The organism is Marinobacter sp. S6332, from assembly GCF_023016045.1.
GTDB lineage: Bacteria > Pseudomonadota > Gammaproteobacteria > Pseudomonadales > Oleiphilaceae > Marinobacter.
In genome coordinates this window covers 176,896-199,050 of sequence record NZ_JALKAP010000007.1, presented here as the reverse complement: position 1 = coordinate 199,050, position 22,155 = coordinate 176,896, and the positions used below count along the sequence as shown (strand labels likewise).

The window sequence follows — 22,155 nt, the reverse complement described above, 5'->3', positions numbered from 1 at the left end:
CCGGGTTAATTCTCGAAACCTCATTGGCGCCATTCAGCCCCCTACAACCCCCGGCTCCATTTCCAAAGTAACACCGAAACGCTCCTGTACCGACTTGCGGATTTCCGCCGCAAGTTCCAGCACATCACGTCCTGTTCCACCTGAGTGGTTAATCAGTACAAGAGCCTGCCGGTTGTGAACCCCTACCCGGGCATTTCGGTACCCTTTCCATCCACTCTGGTCAATCAACCAAGCGGCTGCCAGCTTTACTGTGTTGCTTTGAGGGTAGCCCACAACGTCTGGGTACCTCGCCTGAAGGTGATTAAACTGTTCAACGGGTACAACCGGGTTTTTGAAAAAGCTGCCTACGTTTGGAATTATCTCGGGGTCTGGCAACTTTCGTCTGCGAATTGCCATCACAGCTTCGGCCACTGTCAGCGCATTCAAATCCTGAGCAATCGCTCCGCCCAAATAGTCCTCAATATCTTTGTAGCCCAGCTGCAAGGGCTTTGAGCGCGACAGCCTAAGGCGAATTTCAGTGATGATATAGCGGCCGGGTGAGCGCTTAAACAGGCTATCTCGGTAGGCAAAACCGCACTCCGAGTTATCAATGCACACTAGCTGATTGGAGTCGCGATCCAAGGCTGTAACAGAAATCAAGGTATCGCAAAGTTCAACGCCGTAAGCACCTATATTTTGAACCGGTGCTGCACCTGCTGTGCCGGGGATAAGTGCAAGGTTTTCAATACCCCGGTACCCCGCCCCAGCGGCGTAGAGTACAGCGTCGTGCCAGTTTTCACCGGCACCCAAAACCAGTGTGGCGCCTGTGTCGTCAACCTGCTCCCAATAACGCGCAGCGATTTGCATGCGAATCACTAGGCCGTGAAAATCTCCAGCAAAAACCAGATTGCTGCCACTACCAAGCACCAGTGTTTTTTGCCCTTTATCCTGCGCCCATGCCAGCGCAAGGCGTAGCTCATTCAGGCTAGCAACATCCGTGTAGTGTTTTGCCGTTGCGGACACGCAAAGAGTATTGAGCTTTTTAAGCTGAACATTCTCGTGAGGTTCCGCCTGCTGGCTCACGCCATACTCTCCTGAACTTTCTTAAGCAGGCCAACACTGGCGTCTTCAATCAGATCGAGCACATGCTCGAAACCATCTTCACCGCCGTAATAGGGATCGGGAACTTCTGCGAGCTCAGTGCTGCCGTATTCAAGAAAAAGTGTGGGCCTAGTGCCGCCATTTTGGTGCCAAATATCTTTTACGTCGGCAAGATTCTGTCGATCCATAACCACCACGTAATCAAAGGTGTCCAGATCTTTCTCGGTAAACTGCCTTGCCTTTAGCGTACTTATATTAATATCTCGCTTGCCGGCAGCTTCAACTGACCGGGAATCTGGGCCTTTTCCGATGTGCCAGTTACTGGTTCCACAGGAATCAATATGGATTTGCTCCTGCCATCCAGCCTGCTCCACCAGCTTGCGGAACACACCTTCTGCGGTTGGTGAACGGCAAATGTTGCCAAGACACACAAAAAGCACACTGGCGCGCTTACTCATACCCGATTTACTCCCCTTTCAATGTATTTGGCCATCCACCCTCTAACCCGCTGCAGGTCCTCGTCGGTATCAACTCCAGCCGGAGGCGTTCCGGAAGCGACCTCAACGTGAATTCGTGCGCCATTGTACAGCGCCCGCAACTGCTCCAACGACTCCGCCAGCTCTGTCGGCGCCGGGGGCCAGCTGACAAATCGACTGAGTACGCTGGCACGATATCCATAGATGCCGATGTGGCGAAAATATCCGGTACCGTCTTTTAATGCAGCGCTGGCATTCGGAGCCGCAAGGTTGTCTTTACCGATACTGCTCCAGTAATCGCGGGCCCAAGGTATGGGTGCACGGCTAAAATAATGTGCCATGCCCTGTGAGTCGAAAACGACCTTTACCACGTTGGGATTAAAGATCTGTTCCATTTCGTGGAGGCGCTCGCACAGCGTTGAAATCGCAGCATCGGGATAGCGTTCGAGATTGTCAGCTACCTGATCTATCAACTCGGGCGGAATCAGCGGTTCATCCCCCTGCACATTCACCACGCGATGATCGGCATCAAGCCCCAACTTACGCACCACTTCTTCAAGACGGTCTGTCCCACTCACATGATTGGGCGATGTCATGACCACTTCGGCACCAAAGGCTTCACAGGCATCGTGAATACGAGAGTCATCCGTAGCAACAACAACACGACTGGCTTGGCTTTCAGAGGCGCGCTCGCAAACGTGCTGAATCATCGGCTTGCCACAAATATCCAGCAATGGTTTTCCGGGCAAGCGGGTGGACGCGTAACGGGCCGGTATCACAACCGTAAAAGACATGGGGCTTCGATCCTGCAGAGAGCTTACTCAGCTTTTGTGAAGACGTTCGTCGGTGGAAAGTGTACGGGCTTCAGTCGCGAGCATAACCGGAATACCTTCACGAATGGGAAAGGCCATGGCGTCCTGATAGCAAGTCAGTTCCGTTTTCGCTTCATTCAATTTCAATTCACCCTTACAAACAGGGCAAGCAAGCAAAGCCACGAGTTTTTTGTCCATAATGCAATCTCACTAACGGTTAAGAAGCAGGCTCTTCGAAGCTAGCCCGCAGTTTTTCTAGAACAGCTTCTGAAAATGCCTCTGGCAAGGACGCTTCAACATAGAGCACCCAGGCATTATCCGGTGCAAAACCGCTGCATTTAACGCCGTCTTTGGCGGTCATGACGAGCATGTGACCGGATTCGGAACCGAGATCCTCAGGGCGAAACCGGTGATGATCAGGAAATGGCACAGCAATTAATTTCGCGCCCAATCCTTTGAGTGTATCGAAAAAGCGTGTCGGATTACCTATACCGGCTATCGCGCGAATTTTCTGACCTTGGAGGCTCTCGGGGGCTCGAACCTCACCGGTTTTGAGGTTAACCAAACGTGTTGGCTTGAGGCTCATGGCGTACATTTGCCGGTGCCGGATGCCCGATAGGGCTTCCGGTGGCACCTTGCCTTCATCATCCGTTGCCATGGCACCGTTCACTATCACGAAATCGACGGAATCCAGCCTACTGATCGGCTCTCGCAGAGGCCCCACTGGAATTAAGGCACCATTGCCGATACCGCGACTGCCATCAAATACAGAAAGCTCAATATCCCGAGGCAGTCTGTAGTGCTGAAGCCCATCGTCGCTGATTAAAACATCGCCTAAGGCATTATCAAGCGCAAATGAGGCTGCCCTGCGCCTATCCGGGTCAACAATCACTGGTACGCGCCCTGCCTGCGCCAACATAACTGGCTCATCACCGGCAAGGGACGGCAATGTATCTTCGGTTACCAGCAGGGGATAATCCGAAGCCTTGCCACCATAGCCGCGACTCAGTACCACAGGTCGCCAGCCTTCCGCCTTCATGGCGCTGACAAGCCAAGCGGTTAGCGGGGATTTTCCGGTACCTCCTGCGGTAATGTTGCCCACCACCACGACCGGAACACCCAACTTCTTGGTTTGGACTTCCACTGCCTTGCGTCGTCGCGCTTCAGCGATGGTGCGGTACAGCCATGAAAGCGGCGTCAACAAAAGCAAGGGCCGACCCTTGCCATACCACAGGCGATCCACCAAGGAGGTCATGAGTACTCGCTGAACTGCATTTGATGTAGTTGGGCATAAGCGCCATTGCTGGCAAGCAACTCGTTATGCGCGCCGGACTCCACTATGCGACCGTTGTCCATAACCAAAATCCTGTCGGCATTTTCAATGGTCGAAAGCCTGTGGGCAATAACCAAGGTAGTGCGGCCTTGAATAACGGTTTCCAGAGCTTGCTGAATGTGCCGCTCAGATTCGGTATCCAAGGCGGAGGTGGCCTCATCCAAAATTAGTATGGGAGCATCTTTCAACAGCGCTCTGGCAATGGCCAGTCTTTGCCGCTGACCACCTGAGAGCATAACGCCGTTGTCACCGATCATGGTGTCTAGCCCCTCGGGCATGCGGTCGATAAATTCCAGTGCATGGGCTTTCGCCGCTGCTTCACGTATTTCTTCCCGGCTGCAATCTCTCAGTGCGCCGTAAGCAATATTGGCTGCTATCGAGTCGTTAAACAGCACAACGTTCTGGGTAACCAGAGCAATTTGGGCTCTCAACGCTTTCAGAGAAAAGTCTTTGAGGGAGTGTCCGTCAATACGAATATCGCCACCAGTATATTCGTAGAATCTGGGCAACAAGCTCACCATGGTTGATTTTCCGCTTCCCGAGCGCCCTACCAATGCAACGCTCTGACCTGCTGGGATATCAACGGATATGCCCTCTAACACATTGTCGAGTTGGTCGCGGTAACGAAACGACACTTCATCAAATTCAATGTTGCCTTCAACGCGCTCGGGCGCAAAGGTGCCGAGATCTTGTTCGGGGGCTTCATCGATGGTTTCGAATACATCGTAAGCGGCTGCCACGCCCTTCTGGATCTGAGCGTGAACCGAGGTAACCTGACGGATGGGCTTGGCCATGGTGGTAGCTGCGGTAATAAACGCAACCAACTGGCCGGTTGTCATTTCACCCCGTATCTCTGGGGCTAACATGGTCCAGACCAAGGCGGCAATAGCAACGGCTACCAGCGTCTGAATCACCGGTACGCTGATCGCTTGGGTAGAAGCCATTTTAAGACTTTGCTTTAAGTTTCTGTCATTAACCTTTTGAAAACGCTCTTTTTCATACCCTTCACCACCAAACGTACGCACCACCCGATAGCCGGTAATAGATTCGGAAGCCACGTGGGTTATATCACCCATCGAGCCCTGAATACGCTGGCTTATCTTGCGAAACCGCTTGCTTGCGTACCCAACAACGGCTCCAATCAAAGGCCCGACAGCGAGAAAAATCAGGGTCAGTTTCCAGTTGGTGTACAGCATAAAACTGAGCAGACCCACGATTGTGAGGCCTTCCCTAAGGGTTATGGTTACTGCATTTGTGGTGGCTTCAGCGACCTGCTCTACGTTGAAGGTAAGCTTGGAAACCAACCTTCCCGCGGCATTGTCGTCAAAGTAACGGGACGGGAGCGTCATTAGCCGATTGAACACATCGGTGCGAAGTGAATTTATGACCTGTCGACCGACATAGCTGATGAAGTACTGACTTAGAAATGTTCCGACCCCACGAAACATGAACATACCGATGATTAGCGCAGTCAGCAGAATCCGATTTTGCTCGGTGGGATTCTCAATAGCCGCTATGACGTATTCCATAGCGGCGGCCATGCCCGTAGAAGCTGCCGCGTAAATAATATTACCGACAACCGCAAGCGAAAAGGCCAACCAGAAAGGCTTCACATACGCCAGCAGGCGTTTGTACGTCTCCCAACTTTCGCCTGGTTGGACCTTTTTGGGGCCTGTTGGCGGTACTGGCTGACTCACTGGCTTTCGGTCTCACGTTCGGTAGTAATACTCAGCCGGGCAAAGCCCAAACGACCTGCAACGTCCATGGCTCTAACCACGTACTCGTGGGGTGTGCGTGCATCCGCGGTAATAACGAATGGTAGGCTGTTGTCACCTTCGGCCAGCTCGCCCACACCCCGCTCGAGGGTCTCACGACGGTTATTGACCAGCGCCTTATCGTTCAGGATGTACTGACCTTCAGCGTTGATAACAACATCTATCTGTTTAACTTCCGAAGGCGCGGACGGTTCACCGCTGGCCTCTGGAAGCTCTACCTGCAAGTGGCTTTCCCGCGTGAAGGTAGTCGAGACCATAAAGAAAATCAGCAGCAAAAACACCACATCGATCAGCGGCGTCAGATCTACTCCGACTTCCTGGCTTCTCTGGCGTGTGAACTTCACGGCGCTCAAGCCCCTTCCACGTCAATTTCACGGTCACCATGCACCACTTCAACCAGCTTGATGGCTTCCTGCTCCATGCTAACCACCAGCTCGTCTACCCGCCGGATGAAATAGCGGTGACATATCAGAGCAGGAATCGCGATGCTCAAACCGGCTGCCGTGGTAATCAGTGCTTCGGAAATACCACCTGCCAGATTGCCTGCATTGCCTACGCCTGCCAGTTGAATCTCGGCAAACACTTTAATCATGCCAATAACCGTGCCCAGAAGGCCCAATAGCGGCGTTATCGTTGCTACGGTACCCAAGGGGTTCAGGAAGCGCTCCAGTTCATGGATAACCTGGCTGGCCTCGTGCTCAATGCTCTCCTTCATGATCTCACGGCCGTGCTTGGCATTCATAAGACCACCCGCGAGGATACGCCCCATGGGCGAAGAACCTTGCAGTGCTTTGAGTTTGCGGCCATTCAGCTCTTTTTTCTTGATCCAGCGCCAAAGCTCATTAATCGTCTGAGGCGGTGCAACGCGCGACGCCCGAAGAGTCCAGAAACGTTCCAGAATAATCGCAAGCGCCAGAATGGAACAGGCAATAATTGGCACCATCAAAATGCCACCAGCTTTCAACAGCTCGAACACGCTTGATCTCCCTGATTGTTTACAAGCCGCGCTACTTTAGCATAGCTGCAGGTCGAGGCCACACCCGCAATGTCACGGTATTTTACACCTATCCCTTGCCAAACCGCGGCCGCTAATCCAGAAGGGTGCTTTGTGGCGTGCTTCGGTGGTTTCCACGATGCCATCTGCCACCTTCATGATCAGGCTGCCCGAGCAAGCTGTGTTAAGCGCCCGAGCACCAACGCTGCGGTAGCGCGCCGTTACGTCTTTATGAGGATGGCCGTACCTATGCCGATATCCAGCGGTATAGATTACTAAGCTCGGGTTGAGCTCGTTGACCCAAACTTCGGAAGATGAGGTTTTACTGCCATGGTGGGGCGCGAGAATAATACGCTCACGAGGCTTAAAATCCGGAGTGTCAGCCTCTGCAGCTTCCAAATACAGCGGCTCGATTCGGGAGCTGATATCACCTGAGAACAGCCACTCTGCGGCCTGACCCTGCCGGGCAGAAAGAACGCAGGATGCGTCGTTGCCTTTGAAATCTCCGGTTGCCTGCCAGTAGAAAAGCGAAAATTCGTTACCAAATAGAGATTTGCCCGCACACCCGTGGACACTCACCGCTGCGCCCTGCTCCAGTTTTTCCCGAACGGCCGCAGGCTCACCTGTAACAATGCGGCCAACCTCAAAGGCCTCCAAAACCCGATTAAGCCCGCCGGAATGATCACTGTCGGCATGGCTTATAACCAAGGTGTCGATACGATTGACACCCAACGCCTTGAGGTTCGGTATGAGCACAGATTCTGCCGCAGAAAAGACACCTTTTACCTCCGGCCCTGTGTCATAGAGCAGAACTTCATCGCCCGCCCTGAGCATGGCCGATAGACCTTGCCCCACATCCCAAACCCTTACTTCGGGCTCTGCAACACGTGAGTTGCCTGCATCGCTCGGCAGACCCGCAGCTGCAGCCCAACTCAGCACAACAACAAGCCCCACCGCCTGAAACGCACGAATAGGCACTGTTGCAATCAGCAGCACCAAGACTGCAAAGCCACCGATTTCAATCGTGTTTCCGTTCAGATCAGGCCATTTCATATGGGCAACCCAACCTAGGAAGCCCCAAATTATACCGAGCACAGCGTCCATCAAGGCAATAGCCAAATCCAACGCCGGCGGAAACAAAGCGACCAAAATTCCGCTAACAACAAGCACCGGCATAACCACCAAAGAAACCCAAGGAATAGCGAAAATATTTGCAAGTAAGCCTGCAACCGGCTGCCCCTGCCCGACCAGCTCAAGCAGCGGCCAGAGCCCGGCAAATACTGCCCCTTGAGCCAGCAACAAGCCCGTCAGCCAGCCTGTGCCGCCCAGACGACCAGCAAACACACAAAGGAGAACAGAGACAGCCCCGAACGACAGCCAAAACCCCTGATCCAGTGGTGCAAAGGGATCAAGTAAGAGCACCAGCCCTAGCGCAATCACTAGCGAATGCCAAGCAGGCTCATGCCGGGCTTTGAGCAGAACCCAGCTGCCAACCGCAACCATAATCAAAGCCCTGCGGGTTGGCACTGTGAAGCCTGCCGCCAGCGCATAGAGCAGACAACACGAAAGCACAACACCAAAGGCGGCTAAACGAACAAAGCGCTCACTAAGCCGATAGGACGATATAACCAATAAAAATCGGCGAGCAATTAGCCCGGCACCTAATGCCACCAAGCCTAAGTGAAGGCCGGAAATAGCAACCAAATGGATCGTGCCCGTCGCTTTTAAAACATCCCAGTGCTCCGAAGACAAATGCCCTCGGTTCCCTATAAGCAGTGAGGCAATAAGAGGGTGGTAGCTGGATTTAACAAACTGCTCATCTACCCAATCTGCAAGTTGCATGTGAAAACGATGGTACTGGCATTCGAGTGCACAGCTGACAGAAGGGTCCGAAGCGGCACTTCGAACACTGCCGGTAGCTCGGTAGCCTTTACGAAACAGCCAATCTTCGTAGCGAAAGCCTGCGGGGTTCAAGGCACCATGGGGCTTTTTTAGCACCACCTCAAGGCGCAACCGGTGATCTGGGAGCCGTGTTTCAGATAGGCCGTACCAAGCCAAACGCAGTGTTTTGGGTAGAGAACTGTTAGCCTGCTGGGTCAGGGAAACCCCGTACCAACGTGTTACGCAAAAGCTGAACCGGATGCTATTGAAACTACCAGCTGCTGGAAGGCTACATACGTAGCCGGACACATTGGCCTTTTCACCCTCAAGCCCATCAGGAAGGCGCTGATCAAGGCGTTCGTGAGCCCATAAGGCGGCCCAAAAGGCCCCCAATGTAAAACCAATAATAAGCGGCCAACATGCCTCGGGAAGCATTCGTCTAACTGGAAAAAGTAGGAATATAGCCGCGACTGTAGCCAGACACAGCCACACTTGAGCTGGCAACACCGCCAACCTATAAAGTAAGATGACGCCGCAGGAAAAAGCGAAAACGCTCAGCACTGTAGATCTTCCGGACAATCCATGTCCTCCCGATGAGTTTATCCGTCGGCGACATCCTTGACGCCGGAGTTTCATTCTACTCGAAGGTAGACTTTCTTAATGCCGAAGAAGTTCATGAAACGCTATCTGCCATCACCTGAGAAGGTACAAGCGATGCAATCGCTTGGATTCCTTGGCGATATCCTTAATGAACCCAACCTATGGCACATAAACCGTCACAGTGTTTCCCGGGCGTTTCTGATTGGCGTGTTTTTCTGTTTTATCCCCATGCCATTCCAGATGCTTGCCGCAGGTTTTTTTGCCATCTGGTTTAACGCCAATCTGCCCCTCTCTGCGGTACTGGTGTGGATCAGCAACCCGATTACCATGCCGCCTATTTTTTATTTCAATTACAAGGTTGGTGCATGGGCGCTTAACCGGCCGGTACTTAGCTTCGACTTACAGCTCTCGTGGCCATGGCTTAGCGAGCGCCTGTTGGACATTGGCATACCGCTATATTTGGGTTCGCTGATTGTCGCCACCGTTTCCGCATGCATTGCGTATTTAGGAATACAGTTTATTTGGCGCAGAAAGATCCGAACGGATTGGCAACTTCGTCGCAAGGCTCGCCGGGAAATCCAGCGAGCCAGTCGCGATCACACCTCTTGAACCAGCCGCCCCTGCTCCAGCCTCAATACCCGCCCCAAGCTTCTAGCCATCTTCATGTCATGGGTTACCATGACAAACGAAATTCCTAGCTGGTCCCGCAAAGACTCGATAAGTGCCCGTACACCCTCGCCCGTGTGCTCATCGAGGTTACCGGTGGGCTCGTCCATTAACACGCAATCAGGCTCATTCACCAACGCACGGGCGATGGCCACACGCTGGCGCTCGCCACCGGACAACTCCCCGGGTTTATGCTCCAAGCGCTCGGCAAGTCCGACCCTTTGCAAAATTGACTGCGCGCGGGAACGTGAATCGCTCACCGATATGCCTCCAAGGGCGCAGGGCATCATGACATTCTCAAGCGCAGTGAATTCAGGCAGCAAATGATGGAACTGGTAAACAAAACCCAGATGCCGGTTTCGAAAGCGCGCGCGCCCAGCCTCAGACAAGCGGTGAATATCCTTGCCACAGATAGAGATCTGCCCCGTTGAAGGCTTGTCTAGCCCACCAAGGAGGTTTAGCAGTGTTGTTTTACCCGCGCCGCTGCTGCCCACAATCGCCACAGTTTCACCCGCCGTCACTTCCAACGAGATATCAGAGAAAATGGTCAGCTTTTCCGGTCCCTGAGTGTAGGTTCGGGTCACTTTCCGACAGTCGATCACCAGGGGGACATCCTTCATGGCACCGTTTTCCTTATTCATAACGAAGAGCCTCCGCAGGGTCAACTCGTGACGCTCTCCACGCCGGGTAAATGGTTGCCAACAAGCTCATGGCAAGCCCGGCGCCACTGATAATGGCTACGTCTTGCCATTGCAGCTGGGAAGGTAAGTAACTGATAAAATAAACATCTGCACTCAGGAACTGCTGCCCGATGGCACCCTCCAGCCAGGCAATAAATGCACTGATATTAAGTGCACCCAAAACGCCTAGCGTGGTGCCAATCAAAATGCCAAAAACCCCAATAACTGCACCTTGCACAATAAAGATACGCATAATTCGCCCGGGGGTTGCCCCCATGGTTCGCAGAATCGCGATATCCGCTGTTTTGTCGGTGACCACCATTACCAATGTGGACACAATATTGAACGCTGCCACTGCTACAATGAACATCAGCAACAGGCCGATCATGGTTTTCTCCATGCGAATAGCCTGGAATAGGTTGCCGTGGGTGCGGGTCCAGTCTGAAATGTAGTAGCGGCCTGACAAGTTGCCCGCCGCCTCTTCAGCCACCTTGGGCGCTGCAAAAAGATCATCTACCAACAGCCTTACGCCCTGAGCTTTGCCTCCAGTGCGCATGAGTTTTGCCGCATCATCCATGTGGATAAGCGTGTAATTACCATCCAACTCTGCACCAACACTGAATATGCCTTTCACTGTAAAACGCTTGAGACGCGGCAACACACCGGCGGGCGTTACAGACGCTTCGGGGAGCACCACGGTTACTTTATCCCCCAACTGTAAGCGCAGGCTGGACGCCATAGTGCGCCCTACAATGATGCCGAACTCTCCTGAAACCAAATCATCCAGTTTGCCATCAATCATGTGATTTTCGATGATGGAGACCGAACGTTCCTCCTCAGGCAATATGCCGTTTAGCATAACGCCTCGCACATCACCGCCTCCGGTAACCATCCCCTGCCCCTGAATAAACGGCGCAGCTGCAAGTACTCGTGGGTGTTGCTGCACTTGGGCATCTACCGATTCCCAGTCATCCAGCGGCCCACTGCCTTGGATGATGGCATGGGGAACCATGCCCAGTATTCGCTGTTTGAGTTCACGATCAAAACCATTCATAACGGAGAGCACAATAATGAGCACGGCAACGCCGAGCATGAGCCCGATCATGGATGTGAGGGAGATAAAGGATATAAAGTGATTGCGCCTTTTGGCTGCGGTATAACGCAAGCCGATATACAACGATAAGGGTCTGAACATGGAGGGTTGCCTGTCGCTACCTTCAGGTCGATCGTGGTCTGGAATTCCCCCTCGCAGCCTTTCAGCACGGAGGGAAACTGCTAAACTTTAACTACTTGCTATATTTCTCAAACGCGGAGCCCCGAATGCACACCCGAGACACGCCTTCTGATCCGGCAGACAATCTACCTGAGCGTCGGGAATTTTTCCGCATCGAAGACCGTATTGGTCTGGAAGTTCGTAAGCTTTCGTCCCCCGAAGAATTCGATGACAACCTCTTTGGTGACGATCACCTCGAGAGCCTGAAAGCTGATTTCAGGCGACTGGACCAGGACATCAAATCCCAGCTTGCCAGCCTTTCGGATCAGGACCGCCTACTTACGGGGCTGGTTAAGTCCCTCAACGGCAAGCTGGACACGCTAGCGCGCATTATGGCCTTTCAGCAAAATCCCTTGCAACCGGACGAGTGGCAGCAGGTCACTCTGAGCGAAGGCGGTCTGGCCTTTTCCGGGCGTATACACACATGGCACACTGGTGATCAGCTTGCGGTTCGCATGACCCTACCACCAGAACTGTTCCAACCCCGCGCCATTGCGGAGGTGTTGGACGTACAGGCCAGCGAAACAGGCAGAGCAAGGGTTCATACCCGCTTTATTAAGATACAAGATAGCGACCGCCAGCAAATCGCCCGTCATGTGATGCGTTGGCAGATACGCCAGCGACAAAAGGAGTAGACTGGCGAAAACATGTGACTTTTGTCCGTAATTCTCGGATATTACGTTTTATCCATGTCCCCGGGAGCACTTGCCGGAGACCTGTGCATGAATGGAGAAGCTTCAATGACAATAAAGCGAGTGGTAACTTGCACCTTCGCAGCCGCCATAATTCTCACTCTGGCTCCAGTATCTGGCGCCTTGGCTGAAGATCTGCGCGTGCCGGTTGGCAACCAGGCAGATAGGAGTCAGCAGAGTATGCCTCACACAGGCATGTCTCAATCATCGGTACGCGCCTCTTGGGGCCAACCGGATTCCGTGGAAGGTCCTGTCGGGCAGCCCCCTATTAGCCAGTGGCACTACGGCAAATTTGTGGTTTATTTCGAAAGCGACAAGGTCATCCATTCGGTGTTGAAACCCCGGCGCTGAGATCTCTAAAGCGAACGTTTTCGCCCGGCACGCCCGGACACACATTCTGACGATACGCCGCCCTTTGTTTAGAATGGCGGCTTTTGCAATTTTAAGGTGACTATAACGTGACATCTCGACGCGTGTTGCCCGCTGAGTGGGCACCCCAAAGCGCCGTTGTGCTTACTTGGCCTCACCCAGGTACCGACTGGGCAAGGATTATGGATGAGGTAGAACCGGTATTTCTCGAAATCGCCCGTTCGGTTCTTCGCTTCCAACATCTGGTTATCAACTGTGAACACGTGATTCGGTTGCAAGAACTGGAACGCGAACTCAACAACTGGGCAAGCGAACATAGCATTCCGGGGCGAGTTCGCGCTGTGCCAGCCCCGGCAAACGACACTTGGGCGCGCGATCACGGCCCTATTACAGTGCTTATAGACGACAAGCCGACCTTGTTGGATTTTCGCTTCAACGCATGGGGCGGCAAATTCCCCTGGGAAAAAGATGACGCCCTGAACCGACATCTCACCAATTTCGGCGTGTTCGGATCCACCCCCATGCAGACGGTGGACTTCGTTCTTGAGGGGGGCTCTATCGAGTCTGACGGCGAGGGCACGTTACTAGCCACCAGCGAATGCCTTTTGACCCCTTCACGCAATGCCTCCATGGACCGAGGAGCCATAGAACATACCTTGTCTGAAATGCTTGGTGCAGGCCGAATTTTATGGCTCAACCACGGCTATCTGGCGGGCGATGATACCGACAGTCACATAGATACACTGGCCCGCTTTTGCGCTCCAGACCATATTTGCTACGTTGCCTGCCCCGATGTCGCAGATGAGCATTACAGCGCTTTGGCCGCCATGGAAGAAGATCTTCAAGAGTTTCGTCAGCGGGACGGCTCTCCCTATAAACTGACCGCGTTACCCTGGCCAGAGCCCGTATTCGGTGGCGAAGGCGAACGCCTCCCGGCAACCTACGCCAACTTCTTGATCATCAACGGAGCAGTGCTGTTGCCGATATACGATGTTGCGCAGGACGAAGAAGCCATTCGCATTATGGGCTGCATTTTCCCAGACCGGGAAATCATTCCTATCAACTGTCGCCCGCTGGTAAAACAGCACGGCAGCCTGCACTGCGTCACCATGCAAATCCCCGAAGGAGTTGTCACTTTATGAGCGATCATTCCGGCAAAACTCAAGTGACAGGGCAACTCGCAGTTGCCGCTATCCAACAGGCGTGCAGTCAAGACAAAGCCGCCAGTTTAGCAACGACTGAAATGCTGGTTCGAGAAGCTGCCGCAGGTGGTGCTCAGCTTGTCGTGTTGCAAGAACTGCATGCTACCCAATATTTTTGCCAGACCGAAGACACCGGCGTATTCGACCTTGCCGAACCCATCCCCGGCCCGACAAGCGAACGGCTTTCAGACCTTGCCCGGGAACTTAGCGTGGTGATCGTTGGCTCTATATTTGAGCGCCGCATGAACGGCGTATATCACAACACCGCCGTTGTCATCGAAACCGACGGCTCGATTGCCGGCCTGTATCGAAAGATGCATATCCCCGACGACCCCGGATTCTATGAAAAGTTCTACTTCACGCCAGGCGATGCTCAGTTCAACGACGGCCGCAATGGGTTTTCTCCCATCGAAACCTCTGTAGGTAAGCTAGGCGTTCTCGTATGCTGGGATCAATGGTATCCAGAAGCTGCCCGATTAATGGCTCTGGCTGGCGCTGAAATACTCATATACCCCACCGCGATCGGCTGGGATATTACCGACGAACCAGATGAACAGGCGCGGCAACTAGAGGCATGGGTCACCGTTCAGCGAGGCCATGCAGTAGCAAACAACCTGCCAGTAATTGCGCCCAACCGCGTAGGTACTGAACCAGACCCCACCGGGCATTCCGACGGCATTCGCTTTTGGGGCAACAGCTTTATATGCGGCCCTCAAGGCGAGTTTCTTGAACGCGCCGATGACAGCGCAGAGTGCATACTGAGCGTAACCCTTGACCGCCATCGCAGCGAATCTATTCGGCGCATTTGGCCGTATTTCAGAGACCGGCGCATCGACGCTTACGGCGACATTCTCAAGAGAGTGAGGGACTGAACTCGGCATGAAAAACCTGGTGGACAACGTTGTTACCGAATTGAATCAAATCCTGCTTGGCAAAGAGCGTCAGGTTCGCTTGGCTCTCTGTGGCCTGCTTGCCAGTGGTCACTTGTTGATTGAAGACATTCCCGGCATGGGCAAAACCACACTATCCCACGCCTTGGCGAAAGTTATGGGCTTGAGCTATCAACGCATTCAATTCACAAACGACCTACTGCCTGCCGACGTACTTGGCTACTCCATGTATGACAAACAAGCCGGTAGTTTGGTGTTCCATCCGGGGCCTATTTTTGCACAAGTTGTACTGGCGGATGAAATTAACCGTGCATCGCCACGAACACAGAGCGCCTTGCTTGAAGCCATGGAAGAACGGCAAGTCTCCATCGAAGGCGAGACCCGGCCGCTGCCTAATCCTTTCTTTGTGATCGCCACACAGAACCCCACAGAGCAAGGCGGGACCTACCCACTGCCCGAGTCGCAACTTGACCGCTTTTTGATGCGCATAAGACTTGGATACCCTGACCCGAGAGCTGAGCGAGAACTATTGCAAGGCGAAGACCGACGGGTAATGACAGACCGGCTTGGCACCCTGCTTTCAGAAGCTGACTTGGCGAAGCTCCAGCAAGAAGTCACCCGCGTGACAGCAAGCCCGGCGTTGCTGGACTACATCCAGCGCTTGCTGGAACAAAGCCGCCGCATGCCCGGACTGCTTTACGGTTTATCACCTAGAGCGGGGCTCGGACTGCTCAGAGCCACCAAGGCCTGGACTCTAATGGAAGGCCGACATCACGCCTTGCCCGACGACATTCAAGCGGTGTTTCCAGCCGTTGCCGAACACCGCATTGAACAAGGTGAATCCGGAAAAAGTGCTGAACGGGTGCGCCAACTGCTCGCCACCGTATCCGTACTGGAATAACCGGATAGATAGCATTGCTTTATCAGGGGAATTGACCAAAACAAATGGCAGCCGTCTGCTTTCATGGTAGCCTTTTGATCTTCCTCGCAATACTGGCTCTTAAAGAGCCCGACACGCACCGAATTAACGAGAGACACCCATGAGCGAAACCAAACACTCCCGGCTGATCATCCTCGGCTCCGGCCCCGCCGGATACACCGCCGCCGTTTACGCAGCCAGAGCCAACCTAAACCCGACCTTGATCACCGGCATCGAAGTCGGCGGCCAGCTCACTACCACCACCGACGTAGACAACTGGCCCGGCGACAACGACGGCGTACAAGGCCCTGAATTGATGCAGCGCATGCTTAAACACGCCGAGCGCTTCGAAACCAACATCGTGTACGACACCATCAACGAAGCCGACCTGAAAAACCGCCCCTTCCGCCTCAAAGGCGACAGCGGCGAATACACATGCGACGCCCTCATCATCGCCACCGGCGCATCTGCCATGTACCTTGGCTTGGAATCCGAAGAAAAATTCAAAGGCCAGGGCGTATCCGCCTGTGCCACTTGCGATGGATTCTTCTACAAAAAACAGAAAGTCGCCGTAATCGGCGGCGGCAACACCGCCGTTGAAGAAGCCCTGTACCTCTCCAACATCGCCGCAGAAGTGACACTGGTACACCGCCGCGACAGCCTACGAGCAGAGAAAATCCTCCAAGACAAACTCTTCGAAAAAGCCGAAAACGGCAACGTTAAAATTGTCTGGGACCACACCTTGGACGAAGTTCTGGGCGACGGCACCGGCGTAACCGGCATGCGCATAAAAAGCATGAAAGACGACTCCACTCAGGAATTCGACTTGGCTGGCGTCTTCATCGCCATCGGCCACAAACCCAACACCGGTTTGTTCGAAGGCCAGCTGAACATGGAAAACGGCTACATCAAAATCCAGTCCGGCCTCGAAGGTATGGCCACACAAGCCAGCATCCCGGGCGTATTCGCTGCCGGCGACGTAGCCGACCACGTTTACCGCCAAGCTGTAACCTCCGCCGGTTTCGGCTGCATGGCGGCGCTGGACGCTGAGAAGTTTTTGGATCAGCAGGTCTAGACCTAATGAGGCTAGGCAACTCCCATGACAAGAAGGTGGGGCGAGGCCAGCTCTCTGAAACTATTGGTCTTCACCTTCACTAGATGAGGCAGGCAGGAAGCCCCTTCTGAAACTGTGCGAAGCCATGGATGGCGAAGCCAAGCGTACAAGGACGTATCCACAGCGTGTTTCAGAAGGGGCTTCCTGCCTGCCGGTACTCCCAAGTTAAAACCAGCTCGGTAAAAACTGAAGCAGAATGACCTCACTACCCTGGCTAGACCCCGACCACCTGTGGTTCCCCCCAGCCGAAGAAGCCCTCGACGACCCCGATGGCCTACTGGCTCTGGGTGGCGACCTCTCCACAGAGCGCCTAATCCTCGCCTACCGCAGCGGCATCTTCCCCTGGTACAGCGACGACCAACCCATACTCTGGTGGTCCCCAGACCCCCGGTGCGTGCTCTTCCCTGAAAACATACACATCTCCCGAAGCCTACGCCGAACACTCAACAAACGCCGCTTCCGAGTAACCACAGACCAAGCCTTCGGCCGCATCATCCGCCTATGCGCCTCCACCCGAAGCGAAGGCACCTGGATCACCGACGACATGATCGCCAGCTACTCCGCACTGCACCGCCAAGGCATCGCCCACTCCATAGAAGTATGGAACCAAAATGACGAACTGGCAGGCGGCATGTATGGGCTCGCCATCGGGCAATGCTTCTTCGGCGAATCCATGTTCTCCCTTGAAACCAACGCCTCCAAAGTCCTCATGGTCCATCTGGCCCACCAGCTTCAGGATTGGGGCTATCGCATGATGGACTGCCAAGTGGAAAGCGATCACCTTCTTACCATGGGTGCACACACCCTACCCAGAAGCGAATTTTTATCTATAATCAATGAATACTCAGATCGAAAACCGGATCAGCCCGACTGGACATTCCACTGGCAATGGCCCGGGCCGGAGGCCTGAATGAGTAGTCTCAAAACCCTGGTATTCTTTGCTACACCAGCCCACGACTGCAGCTACCTGCCCGATCGCGAAGCTACAACCATGTTCGTGGATCCGCGTGCCCACATCGACAAAAAGCTCTACAGCCAACTTACCGCACTAGGATTTCGGCGTAGCGGATCGCATTACTACCGGCCACACTGTGAAACGTGCAACGCCTGCATTCCAGTACGGCTGAATGTAAACAACTTTCGCCCGGATCGCAGCCAGCGCCGGGTCATGAAAAAGAACAACGACCTTCAATGCACTCTGGTGCCCGCAGAATTCAACGAGAGCTATTACCAGCTATACGCCCGTTACGTCGAACTCAGACACAAAGATGGCGATATGTACCCTCCTTCTCGAGAGCAGTTCATTTCATTTTTGGTAGAAGGCGCCACAGATTCTTGGTTTTTGGAGATGCGCAAAGATGGAGAACTCCTCGCTCTGGCGGCCATAGACATGCTTGATGACGGGCTCTCCGCCATATACACCGTGTTCAACCCGGCCCATGAGAGCCGCAGCCTGGGCACCTTTGCGGTACTCTGGCAAATTGAAGAAGCCAAAAATCGTGAACAGCCTCACCTCTACCTTGGCTACTGGATAAAGCAGTGTCAGAAAATGAATTACAAAACCCGCTTCAAGCCCATGGAGGCCTTCCATGATGGCCAATGGCGTGAAATCAACGCCGAATAAGCTAATTTAGCGTTATAAATAGCAGTATAAGGAGTCAATAAGCTTCTTTTTTGCAGTCGTTAGCGAACTCACTTTGCCAAACGCTCATAAATCAGGCAAAATTGCGCACTTTAAAATTATAGAAAGTATTCCCAATAGAGGTTTTTACTGAATGGCGAAGACAGATGCTATTGAAATGGAAGGCGTTATTCTTGATACCCTTCCAAACACCATGTTCCGGGTTGAGTTGAGCAATGGACACGTTGTTACCGCCCACATTTCCGGCAAGATGCGCAAAAACTATATCCGCATTCTGACCGGCGACAAGGTCAAGGTTGAATTAACACCTTACGACCTGAGTAAAGGTCGGATTGTGTACCGCGCCCGTTAAAACGACGGCGATATCGAAAAATAAAAAAACCGCTGCATCACTGCAGCGGTTTTTTTGTTACTGACTTTTTTCTAGCCTACCCGTCTCTCTTAAACGGCTTCTGCAGGCTCATCTTCATAGTCAAATACCAGATCATCATCTTTAAGATGGATAAACACATCCCCACCCTTCTCAGACAAACTACCAAACAGAATTTGTTCAGCTAGAGGACGTTTAATCTTGTCCTGAATCAGACGCGACATCGGGCGGGCGCCCATCGTCACATCGTACCCCTTGTCTGCGAGCCAAGACTTAACGTCATCATCCACATGCAGAACGACATGCTTCTCGTCTAGTTGCGCTTGCAGCTCTGTGAGGAACTTGTCCACTACATGAGTGATGGTTACCTTCTGCAAGTCACCAAACTGGATAATGCTATCCAGACGGTTACGGAACTCCGGCGTGAAGGTTTTGCTTATAATCTCCATACCATCACTGCTGTGATCCTGCTCGCTAAAGCCCATCGAACGGCGAGCCATGCTTTCAGCCCCAGCGTTGGTGGTCATCACGAGAATCACGTGCCGGAAGTCAGCCTTGCGCCCGTTGTTATCAGTCAAAGTACCGTGGTCCATAACCTGCAACAACAAGTTGAAGACTTCCGGATGCGCCTTCTCGATTTCATCCAGCAACAAAACACAGTGTGGATGCTTGTTAACGGCTTCTGTTAACAGGCCACCCTGATCGTAGCCCACATAGCCCGGGGGCGCGCCAATAAGACGGGAGACCGTGTGGCGCTCCATATACTCGGACATATCGAATCGAACCAACTCGACACCGAGTGCCTTGGCAAGCTGCTTGGTAACCTCTGTTTTACCAACACCCGTAGGCCCGGCAAACAGGAAGGAACCATCCGGCTTTTCTGGTGACTTCAAACCCGCCCGCGCCAGCTTGATTGCCATTGTGAGGGATTCAATGGCCGGGTCTTGCCCGAAGACCACCATCTTGAGATCCCGCTCCAAATTCCGCAGCAAGTCTTTATCGCTACTGGAAACGTTTTTAGGCGGAATACGGGCAATTTTCGCAACCACTTCCTCGATTTCCGGGACATCAACCGTTTTCAGACGCTTGTCCTCAGACACCAAACGCTGCCTGGCTCCGGCCTCATCAATCACATCAATGGCTTTATCCGGGAGGTGGCGATCTGTAATGTAACGATCTGCCAATTCCGCAGCCACTCGCAAAGCCTGATCCGTATATTTCAGATCGTGGTGCTTTTCAAAGTTTGGCTTCAGCCCTTTAAGAATCTGGTAGGTATCCTCAACACTGGGCTCGTTCACATCAATCTTCTGGAAGCGACGGGCCAGCGCACTGTCCTTCTCGAAGATACCCCGGAATTCCTGATAGGTGGTGGAACCGATGCAGCGGATCTCACCCGAACCCAGCATAGGTTTGAGTAGGTTGGAGGCGTCCATCACGCCACCAGATGCGGACCCTGCACCAATAATGGTGTGAATCTCATCAATAAACAGAATCGCGTGCTTCTGTTTTTTCAACTCCGCTAACAAAGCCTTCAAGCGCTTTTCGAAGTCACCACGGTACTTGGTTCCTGCCAGCAAAGCGCCGAGATCCAATGAATACACCACGCCATCGGCGATAATCTCTGGCACTTGGCCATCAACAATGCGCTTGGCAAGCCCTTCCGCAATGGCGGTTTTGCCTACTCCGGCTTCACCCACAAGCAACGGGTTGTTCTTGCGACGGCGCACAAGAATCTGCACCACTCGCTCAACCTCGTGCTCACGCCCAATTAACGGGTCAATGCGCCCTTGGCGGGCCTGTTCATTTAGATTGGTTGCGTAGGTTTCCAGCGGCTTGGACTGCCCGCCCTCTTCGCCAGCCTCCTCATGTGAGGCTTGCTCACTGCTATCCGGGTCTTCAGCGCCTTGAACACGGGAGATCCCATGAGACACAAAGTTGACGACATCAATGCGCGCGACGCTCTGTTTTTTGAGCACGTACACGGCCTGACTTTCCTGTTCACTGAAAATGGCAACCAGAACGTTAGCGCCGGTTACCTCTTTCTTACCGGAGGATTGCACATGGAACACAGCGCGCTGTAGCACTCTCTGAAAACCGAGAGTGGGCTGAGTCTCGCGCTCATCATCGCTACCCGGAATCAAGGGTGTTGTGGAATCCACAAACTCAACCAACTCATCATGGAGCTGCTTGAGGTCTGCACCGCAGGCTTTGAGAACACCCACAGCAGACTCATTCTCCAGCAGAGCTAACAACAAATGCTCTACGGTCATGAACTCATGGCGCTTGTCGCGGGCACTTTTAAAGGCCGTATTCAGCGTAATTTCAAGATCTTTGCTCAGCATGGGCCACCCCAACGTCTATCAGTCTGCACATTCAATCTCGCAAAGGAGCGGATGTTCGCATTCCGAGGAATACTGGTTCACCTGTGCCGCCTTTGTTTCCGCGATGTCCCGGGTATACACCCCGCATACTGCCTTTCCCTGCGTATGGACGAGCAGCATCACCTGCGTCGCCTTTTCTTCATTCATACCGAAGAAGGTCATTAGCACATCCACAACAAAATCCATGGGTGTGTAGTCGTCGTTAAGAAGCATCACCTTATATTGAGCCGGACGCTTCAGTGCAGGCTTTTCGGGAGCAACGCTGAGCTCATCGTGACGCCCGGGCAGTTCTTCCTCCCCCTGATTTAATACTAGTAGAGAATTTTCGATAGTCCGCATCATTCTTTACCGGTTATCGGTGCCTTTAATCAATGTGGTTGTCTGGACCCGGGTTTTCAAGTCAGATTCAAACCCGAGCGTGAGGTATTTAACAATACGAGCATGATACCGCTTCCGGACTGCGTTCAACCACACATTACCGTAATAGAGGCTATTGACTCGACCCCGGGTTTGGTCGACAGTTACCCAAGAGTGTTAAATAATGTAAATACACGTGCATTTTTTGTAACTGAAGACCGGTGAGGTACAGACGCGTTTGCCGGTTGTTTTGGAATCTACAACAACAAGTGACAGCGAAAGAACAGGGGAGTTCATCATGCCAAGAGGCAAAGTAAAATGGTTCAACAATGCCAAAGGGTACGGCTTCATTATTGAAGATGGCTGCAGTGACGACCTGTTTGCCCATTTTTCATCCGTTCAGATAGACGGGTATAAAACATTAAAGGCAGGCCAAACAGTCAGTTTTGATAAAAAGCCTAGCGACAAGGGTGTGCACGCCGTCAACATAGTACCGGATGAGCAAGCAGCCACCTCTAACGAGGCGTCGGATCATGCAGACTACTCACCTCGCGCTGCGAACGGCTAACCAACCGACTCTACCATTTTGTTATTTAGAAGCCCTCTTGCTGAAGTAAAGCTGGGGGCTGTCTATTTGCTGAGCGTTGGG

24 protein-coding genes are annotated in these 22,155 nt (G+C 53.1%); 11 read left to right on the top strand and 13 right to left on the bottom strand.

Going from position 1 to position 22,155, the window contains the following annotated elements; translation table 11 throughout:
• Window positions 1–33: 33 nt before the first annotated feature.
• The 9 genes from murB to MWU62_RS12215 all read right to left on the bottom strand — a co-directional run bounded on the left by murB (window position 34) and on the right by MWU62_RS12215 (window position 8,987).
• Window positions 34–1,062 carry a UDP-N-acetylmuramate dehydrogenase gene (gene murB / locus MWU62_RS12255; RefSeq protein ID WP_247115184.1) on the bottom strand — a complete coding sequence of 343 codons (1,029 nt, stop codon included), beginning with the start codon at window positions 1,060–1,062 and terminating at the stop codon, window positions 34–36.
• On the bottom strand, window positions 1,059–1,538 hold the full coding sequence (locus MWU62_RS12250; protein ID WP_247115183.1) for a low molecular weight protein-tyrosine-phosphatase: 480 nt from the start codon (window positions 1,536–1,538) through the stop codon (window positions 1,059–1,061). Before MWU62_RS12250 ends, murB begins: the two co-directional genes overlap by 4 nt.
• On the bottom strand, window positions 1,535–2,350 hold the full coding sequence (gene kdsB, locus MWU62_RS12245) for a 3-deoxy-manno-octulosonate cytidylyltransferase (RefSeq protein WP_247115182.1): 816 nt from the start codon (window positions 2,348–2,350) through the stop codon (window positions 1,535–1,537). The genes MWU62_RS12250 and kdsB overlap by 4 nt, the downstream gene beginning before the upstream one ends.
• Window positions 2,351–2,377: 27 nt before the next feature.
• On the bottom strand, window positions 2,378–2,566 hold the full coding sequence (locus tag MWU62_RS12240; protein WP_247115181.1) for a Trm112 family protein: 189 nt from the start codon (window positions 2,564–2,566) through the stop codon (window positions 2,378–2,380).
• A gap of 19 nt (window positions 2,567–2,585) precedes the next feature.
• On the bottom strand, window positions 2,586–3,623 hold the full coding sequence (gene lpxK / locus MWU62_RS12235; RefSeq protein ID WP_247115180.1) for a tetraacyldisaccharide 4'-kinase: 1,038 nt from the start codon (window positions 3,621–3,623) through the stop codon (window positions 2,586–2,588).
• Entirely contained in the window at window positions 3,620–5,398 is a 1,779-nt protein-coding gene (msbA, locus tag MWU62_RS12230; protein WP_247115179.1) for a lipid A export permease/ATP-binding protein MsbA, read from the bottom strand. The genes lpxK and msbA overlap by 4 nt, the downstream gene beginning before the upstream one ends.
• Window positions 5,395–5,820, bottom strand: a complete 426-nt coding sequence (locus MWU62_RS12225; protein WP_200361057.1) for a biopolymer transporter ExbD — start codon at window positions 5,818–5,820, stop codon at window positions 5,395–5,397. The genes msbA and MWU62_RS12225 overlap by 4 nt, the downstream gene beginning before the upstream one ends.
• A gap of 5 nt (window positions 5,821–5,825) precedes the next feature.
• Window positions 5,826–6,452 (bottom strand): MotA/TolQ/ExbB proton channel family protein, encoded by a 627-nt coding sequence (locus tag MWU62_RS12220; RefSeq protein ID WP_200361059.1) that lies wholly within the window; start codon window positions 6,450–6,452, stop codon window positions 5,826–5,828.
• A 72-nt stretch (window positions 6,453–6,524) separates the two neighbouring features.
• Complete coding sequence (locus MWU62_RS12215; RefSeq protein WP_247115178.1) at window positions 6,525–8,987, bottom strand: DNA internalization-related competence protein ComEC/Rec2; 2,463 nt, start codon at window positions 8,985–8,987, stop codon at window positions 6,525–6,527.
• A 24-nt stretch (window positions 8,988–9,011) separates the two neighbouring features.
• Between MWU62_RS12215 and MWU62_RS12210 the strand changes: the two genes are divergently transcribed.
• The gene (locus MWU62_RS12210) at window positions 9,012–9,560 is read left to right on the top strand and encodes a DUF2062 domain-containing protein (RefSeq protein WP_247115177.1); all 549 of its coding nucleotides are present in this window, start codon (window positions 9,012–9,014) and stop codon (window positions 9,558–9,560) included.
• On the opposite strand, the gene lolD is transcribed toward MWU62_RS12210, so the two are convergent.
• The gene (gene lolD / locus MWU62_RS12205) at window positions 9,548–10,258 is read right to left on the bottom strand and encodes a lipoprotein-releasing ABC transporter ATP-binding protein LolD (protein ID WP_247115176.1); all 711 of its coding nucleotides are present in this window, start codon (window positions 10,256–10,258) and stop codon (window positions 9,548–9,550) included. The two genes, MWU62_RS12210 and lolD, sit on opposite strands and share 13 nt — an antisense overlap.
• Window positions 10,251–11,492 carry a lipoprotein-releasing ABC transporter permease subunit gene (locus MWU62_RS12200; protein ID WP_247115175.1) on the bottom strand — a complete coding sequence of 414 codons (1,242 nt, stop codon included), beginning with the start codon at window positions 11,490–11,492 and terminating at the stop codon, window positions 10,251–10,253. The genes lolD and MWU62_RS12200 overlap by 8 nt, the downstream gene beginning before the upstream one ends.
• A gap of 125 nt (window positions 11,493–11,617) precedes the next feature.
• Here MWU62_RS12200 and MWU62_RS12195 point away from each other — a divergent pair, with 125 nt between their 5' ends.
• The 9 genes from MWU62_RS12195 to infA all read left to right on the top strand — a co-directional run bounded on the left by MWU62_RS12195 (window position 11,618) and on the right by infA (window position 18,750).
• Window positions 11,618–12,205 carry a PilZ domain-containing protein gene (locus MWU62_RS12195; protein WP_247115174.1) on the top strand — a complete coding sequence of 196 codons (588 nt, stop codon included), beginning with the start codon at window positions 11,618–11,620 and terminating at the stop codon, window positions 12,203–12,205.
• Window positions 12,206–12,310: 105 nt separating this feature from the next.
• On the top strand, window positions 12,311–12,613 hold the full coding sequence (locus MWU62_RS12190) for a hypothetical protein (RefSeq protein WP_247115173.1): 303 nt from the start codon (window positions 12,311–12,313) through the stop codon (window positions 12,611–12,613).
• 107 nt (window positions 12,614–12,720) lie between these two features.
• Entirely contained in the window at window positions 12,721–13,773 is a 1,053-nt protein-coding gene (locus tag MWU62_RS12185; RefSeq protein ID WP_348645648.1) for an agmatine deiminase family protein, read from the top strand.
• Complete coding sequence (locus tag MWU62_RS12180; RefSeq protein ID WP_247115172.1) at window positions 13,770–14,705, top strand: carbon-nitrogen hydrolase; 936 nt, start codon at window positions 13,770–13,772, stop codon at window positions 14,703–14,705. Before MWU62_RS12185 ends, MWU62_RS12180 begins: the two co-directional genes overlap by 4 nt.
• Window positions 14,706–14,712: 7 nt before the next feature.
• Window positions 14,713–15,624, top strand: coding sequence for an AAA family ATPase (locus MWU62_RS12175; protein WP_247115171.1), 912 nt, complete (start codon window positions 14,713–14,715; stop codon window positions 15,622–15,624).
• A gap of 139 nt (window positions 15,625–15,763) precedes the next feature.
• Window positions 15,764–16,717 carry a thioredoxin-disulfide reductase gene (gene trxB, locus MWU62_RS12170; protein ID WP_247115170.1) on the top strand — a complete coding sequence of 318 codons (954 nt, stop codon included), beginning with the start codon at window positions 15,764–15,766 and terminating at the stop codon, window positions 16,715–16,717.
• 235 nt (window positions 16,718–16,952) lie between these two features.
• Window positions 16,953–17,666 carry a leucyl/phenylalanyl-tRNA--protein transferase gene (gene aat, locus MWU62_RS12165; protein ID WP_247115169.1) on the top strand — a complete coding sequence of 238 codons (714 nt, stop codon included), beginning with the start codon at window positions 16,953–16,955 and terminating at the stop codon, window positions 17,664–17,666.
• Window positions 17,667–18,380 carry an arginyltransferase gene (locus MWU62_RS12160; RefSeq protein WP_247115168.1) on the top strand — a complete coding sequence of 238 codons (714 nt, stop codon included), beginning with the start codon at window positions 17,667–17,669 and terminating at the stop codon, window positions 18,378–18,380.
• A gap of 151 nt (window positions 18,381–18,531) precedes the next feature.
• Entirely contained in the window at window positions 18,532–18,750 is a 219-nt protein-coding gene (infA, locus tag MWU62_RS12155; protein WP_071263575.1) for a translation initiation factor IF-1, read from the top strand.
• An 89-nt stretch (window positions 18,751–18,839) separates the two neighbouring features.
• On the opposite strand, the gene clpA is transcribed toward infA, so the two are convergent.
• Window positions 18,840–21,110, bottom strand: a complete 2,271-nt coding sequence (gene clpA / locus MWU62_RS12150; protein ID WP_247115167.1) for an ATP-dependent Clp protease ATP-binding subunit ClpA — start codon at window positions 21,108–21,110, stop codon at window positions 18,840–18,842.
• 18 nt (window positions 21,111–21,128) lie between these two features.
• The gene (clpS, locus tag MWU62_RS12145; RefSeq protein WP_100639663.1) at window positions 21,129–21,488 is read right to left on the bottom strand and encodes an ATP-dependent Clp protease adapter ClpS; all 360 of its coding nucleotides are present in this window, start codon (window positions 21,486–21,488) and stop codon (window positions 21,129–21,131) included.
• Between the two features lie 316 nt (window positions 21,489–21,804).
• Here clpS and MWU62_RS12140 point away from each other — a divergent pair, with 316 nt between their 5' ends.
• A complete protein-coding gene (locus MWU62_RS12140; protein WP_247115166.1) occupies window positions 21,805–22,074 on the top strand; it encodes a cold shock domain-containing protein in 270 nt (89 codons plus the stop codon).
• Window positions 22,075–22,155: the final 81 nt, after the last annotated feature.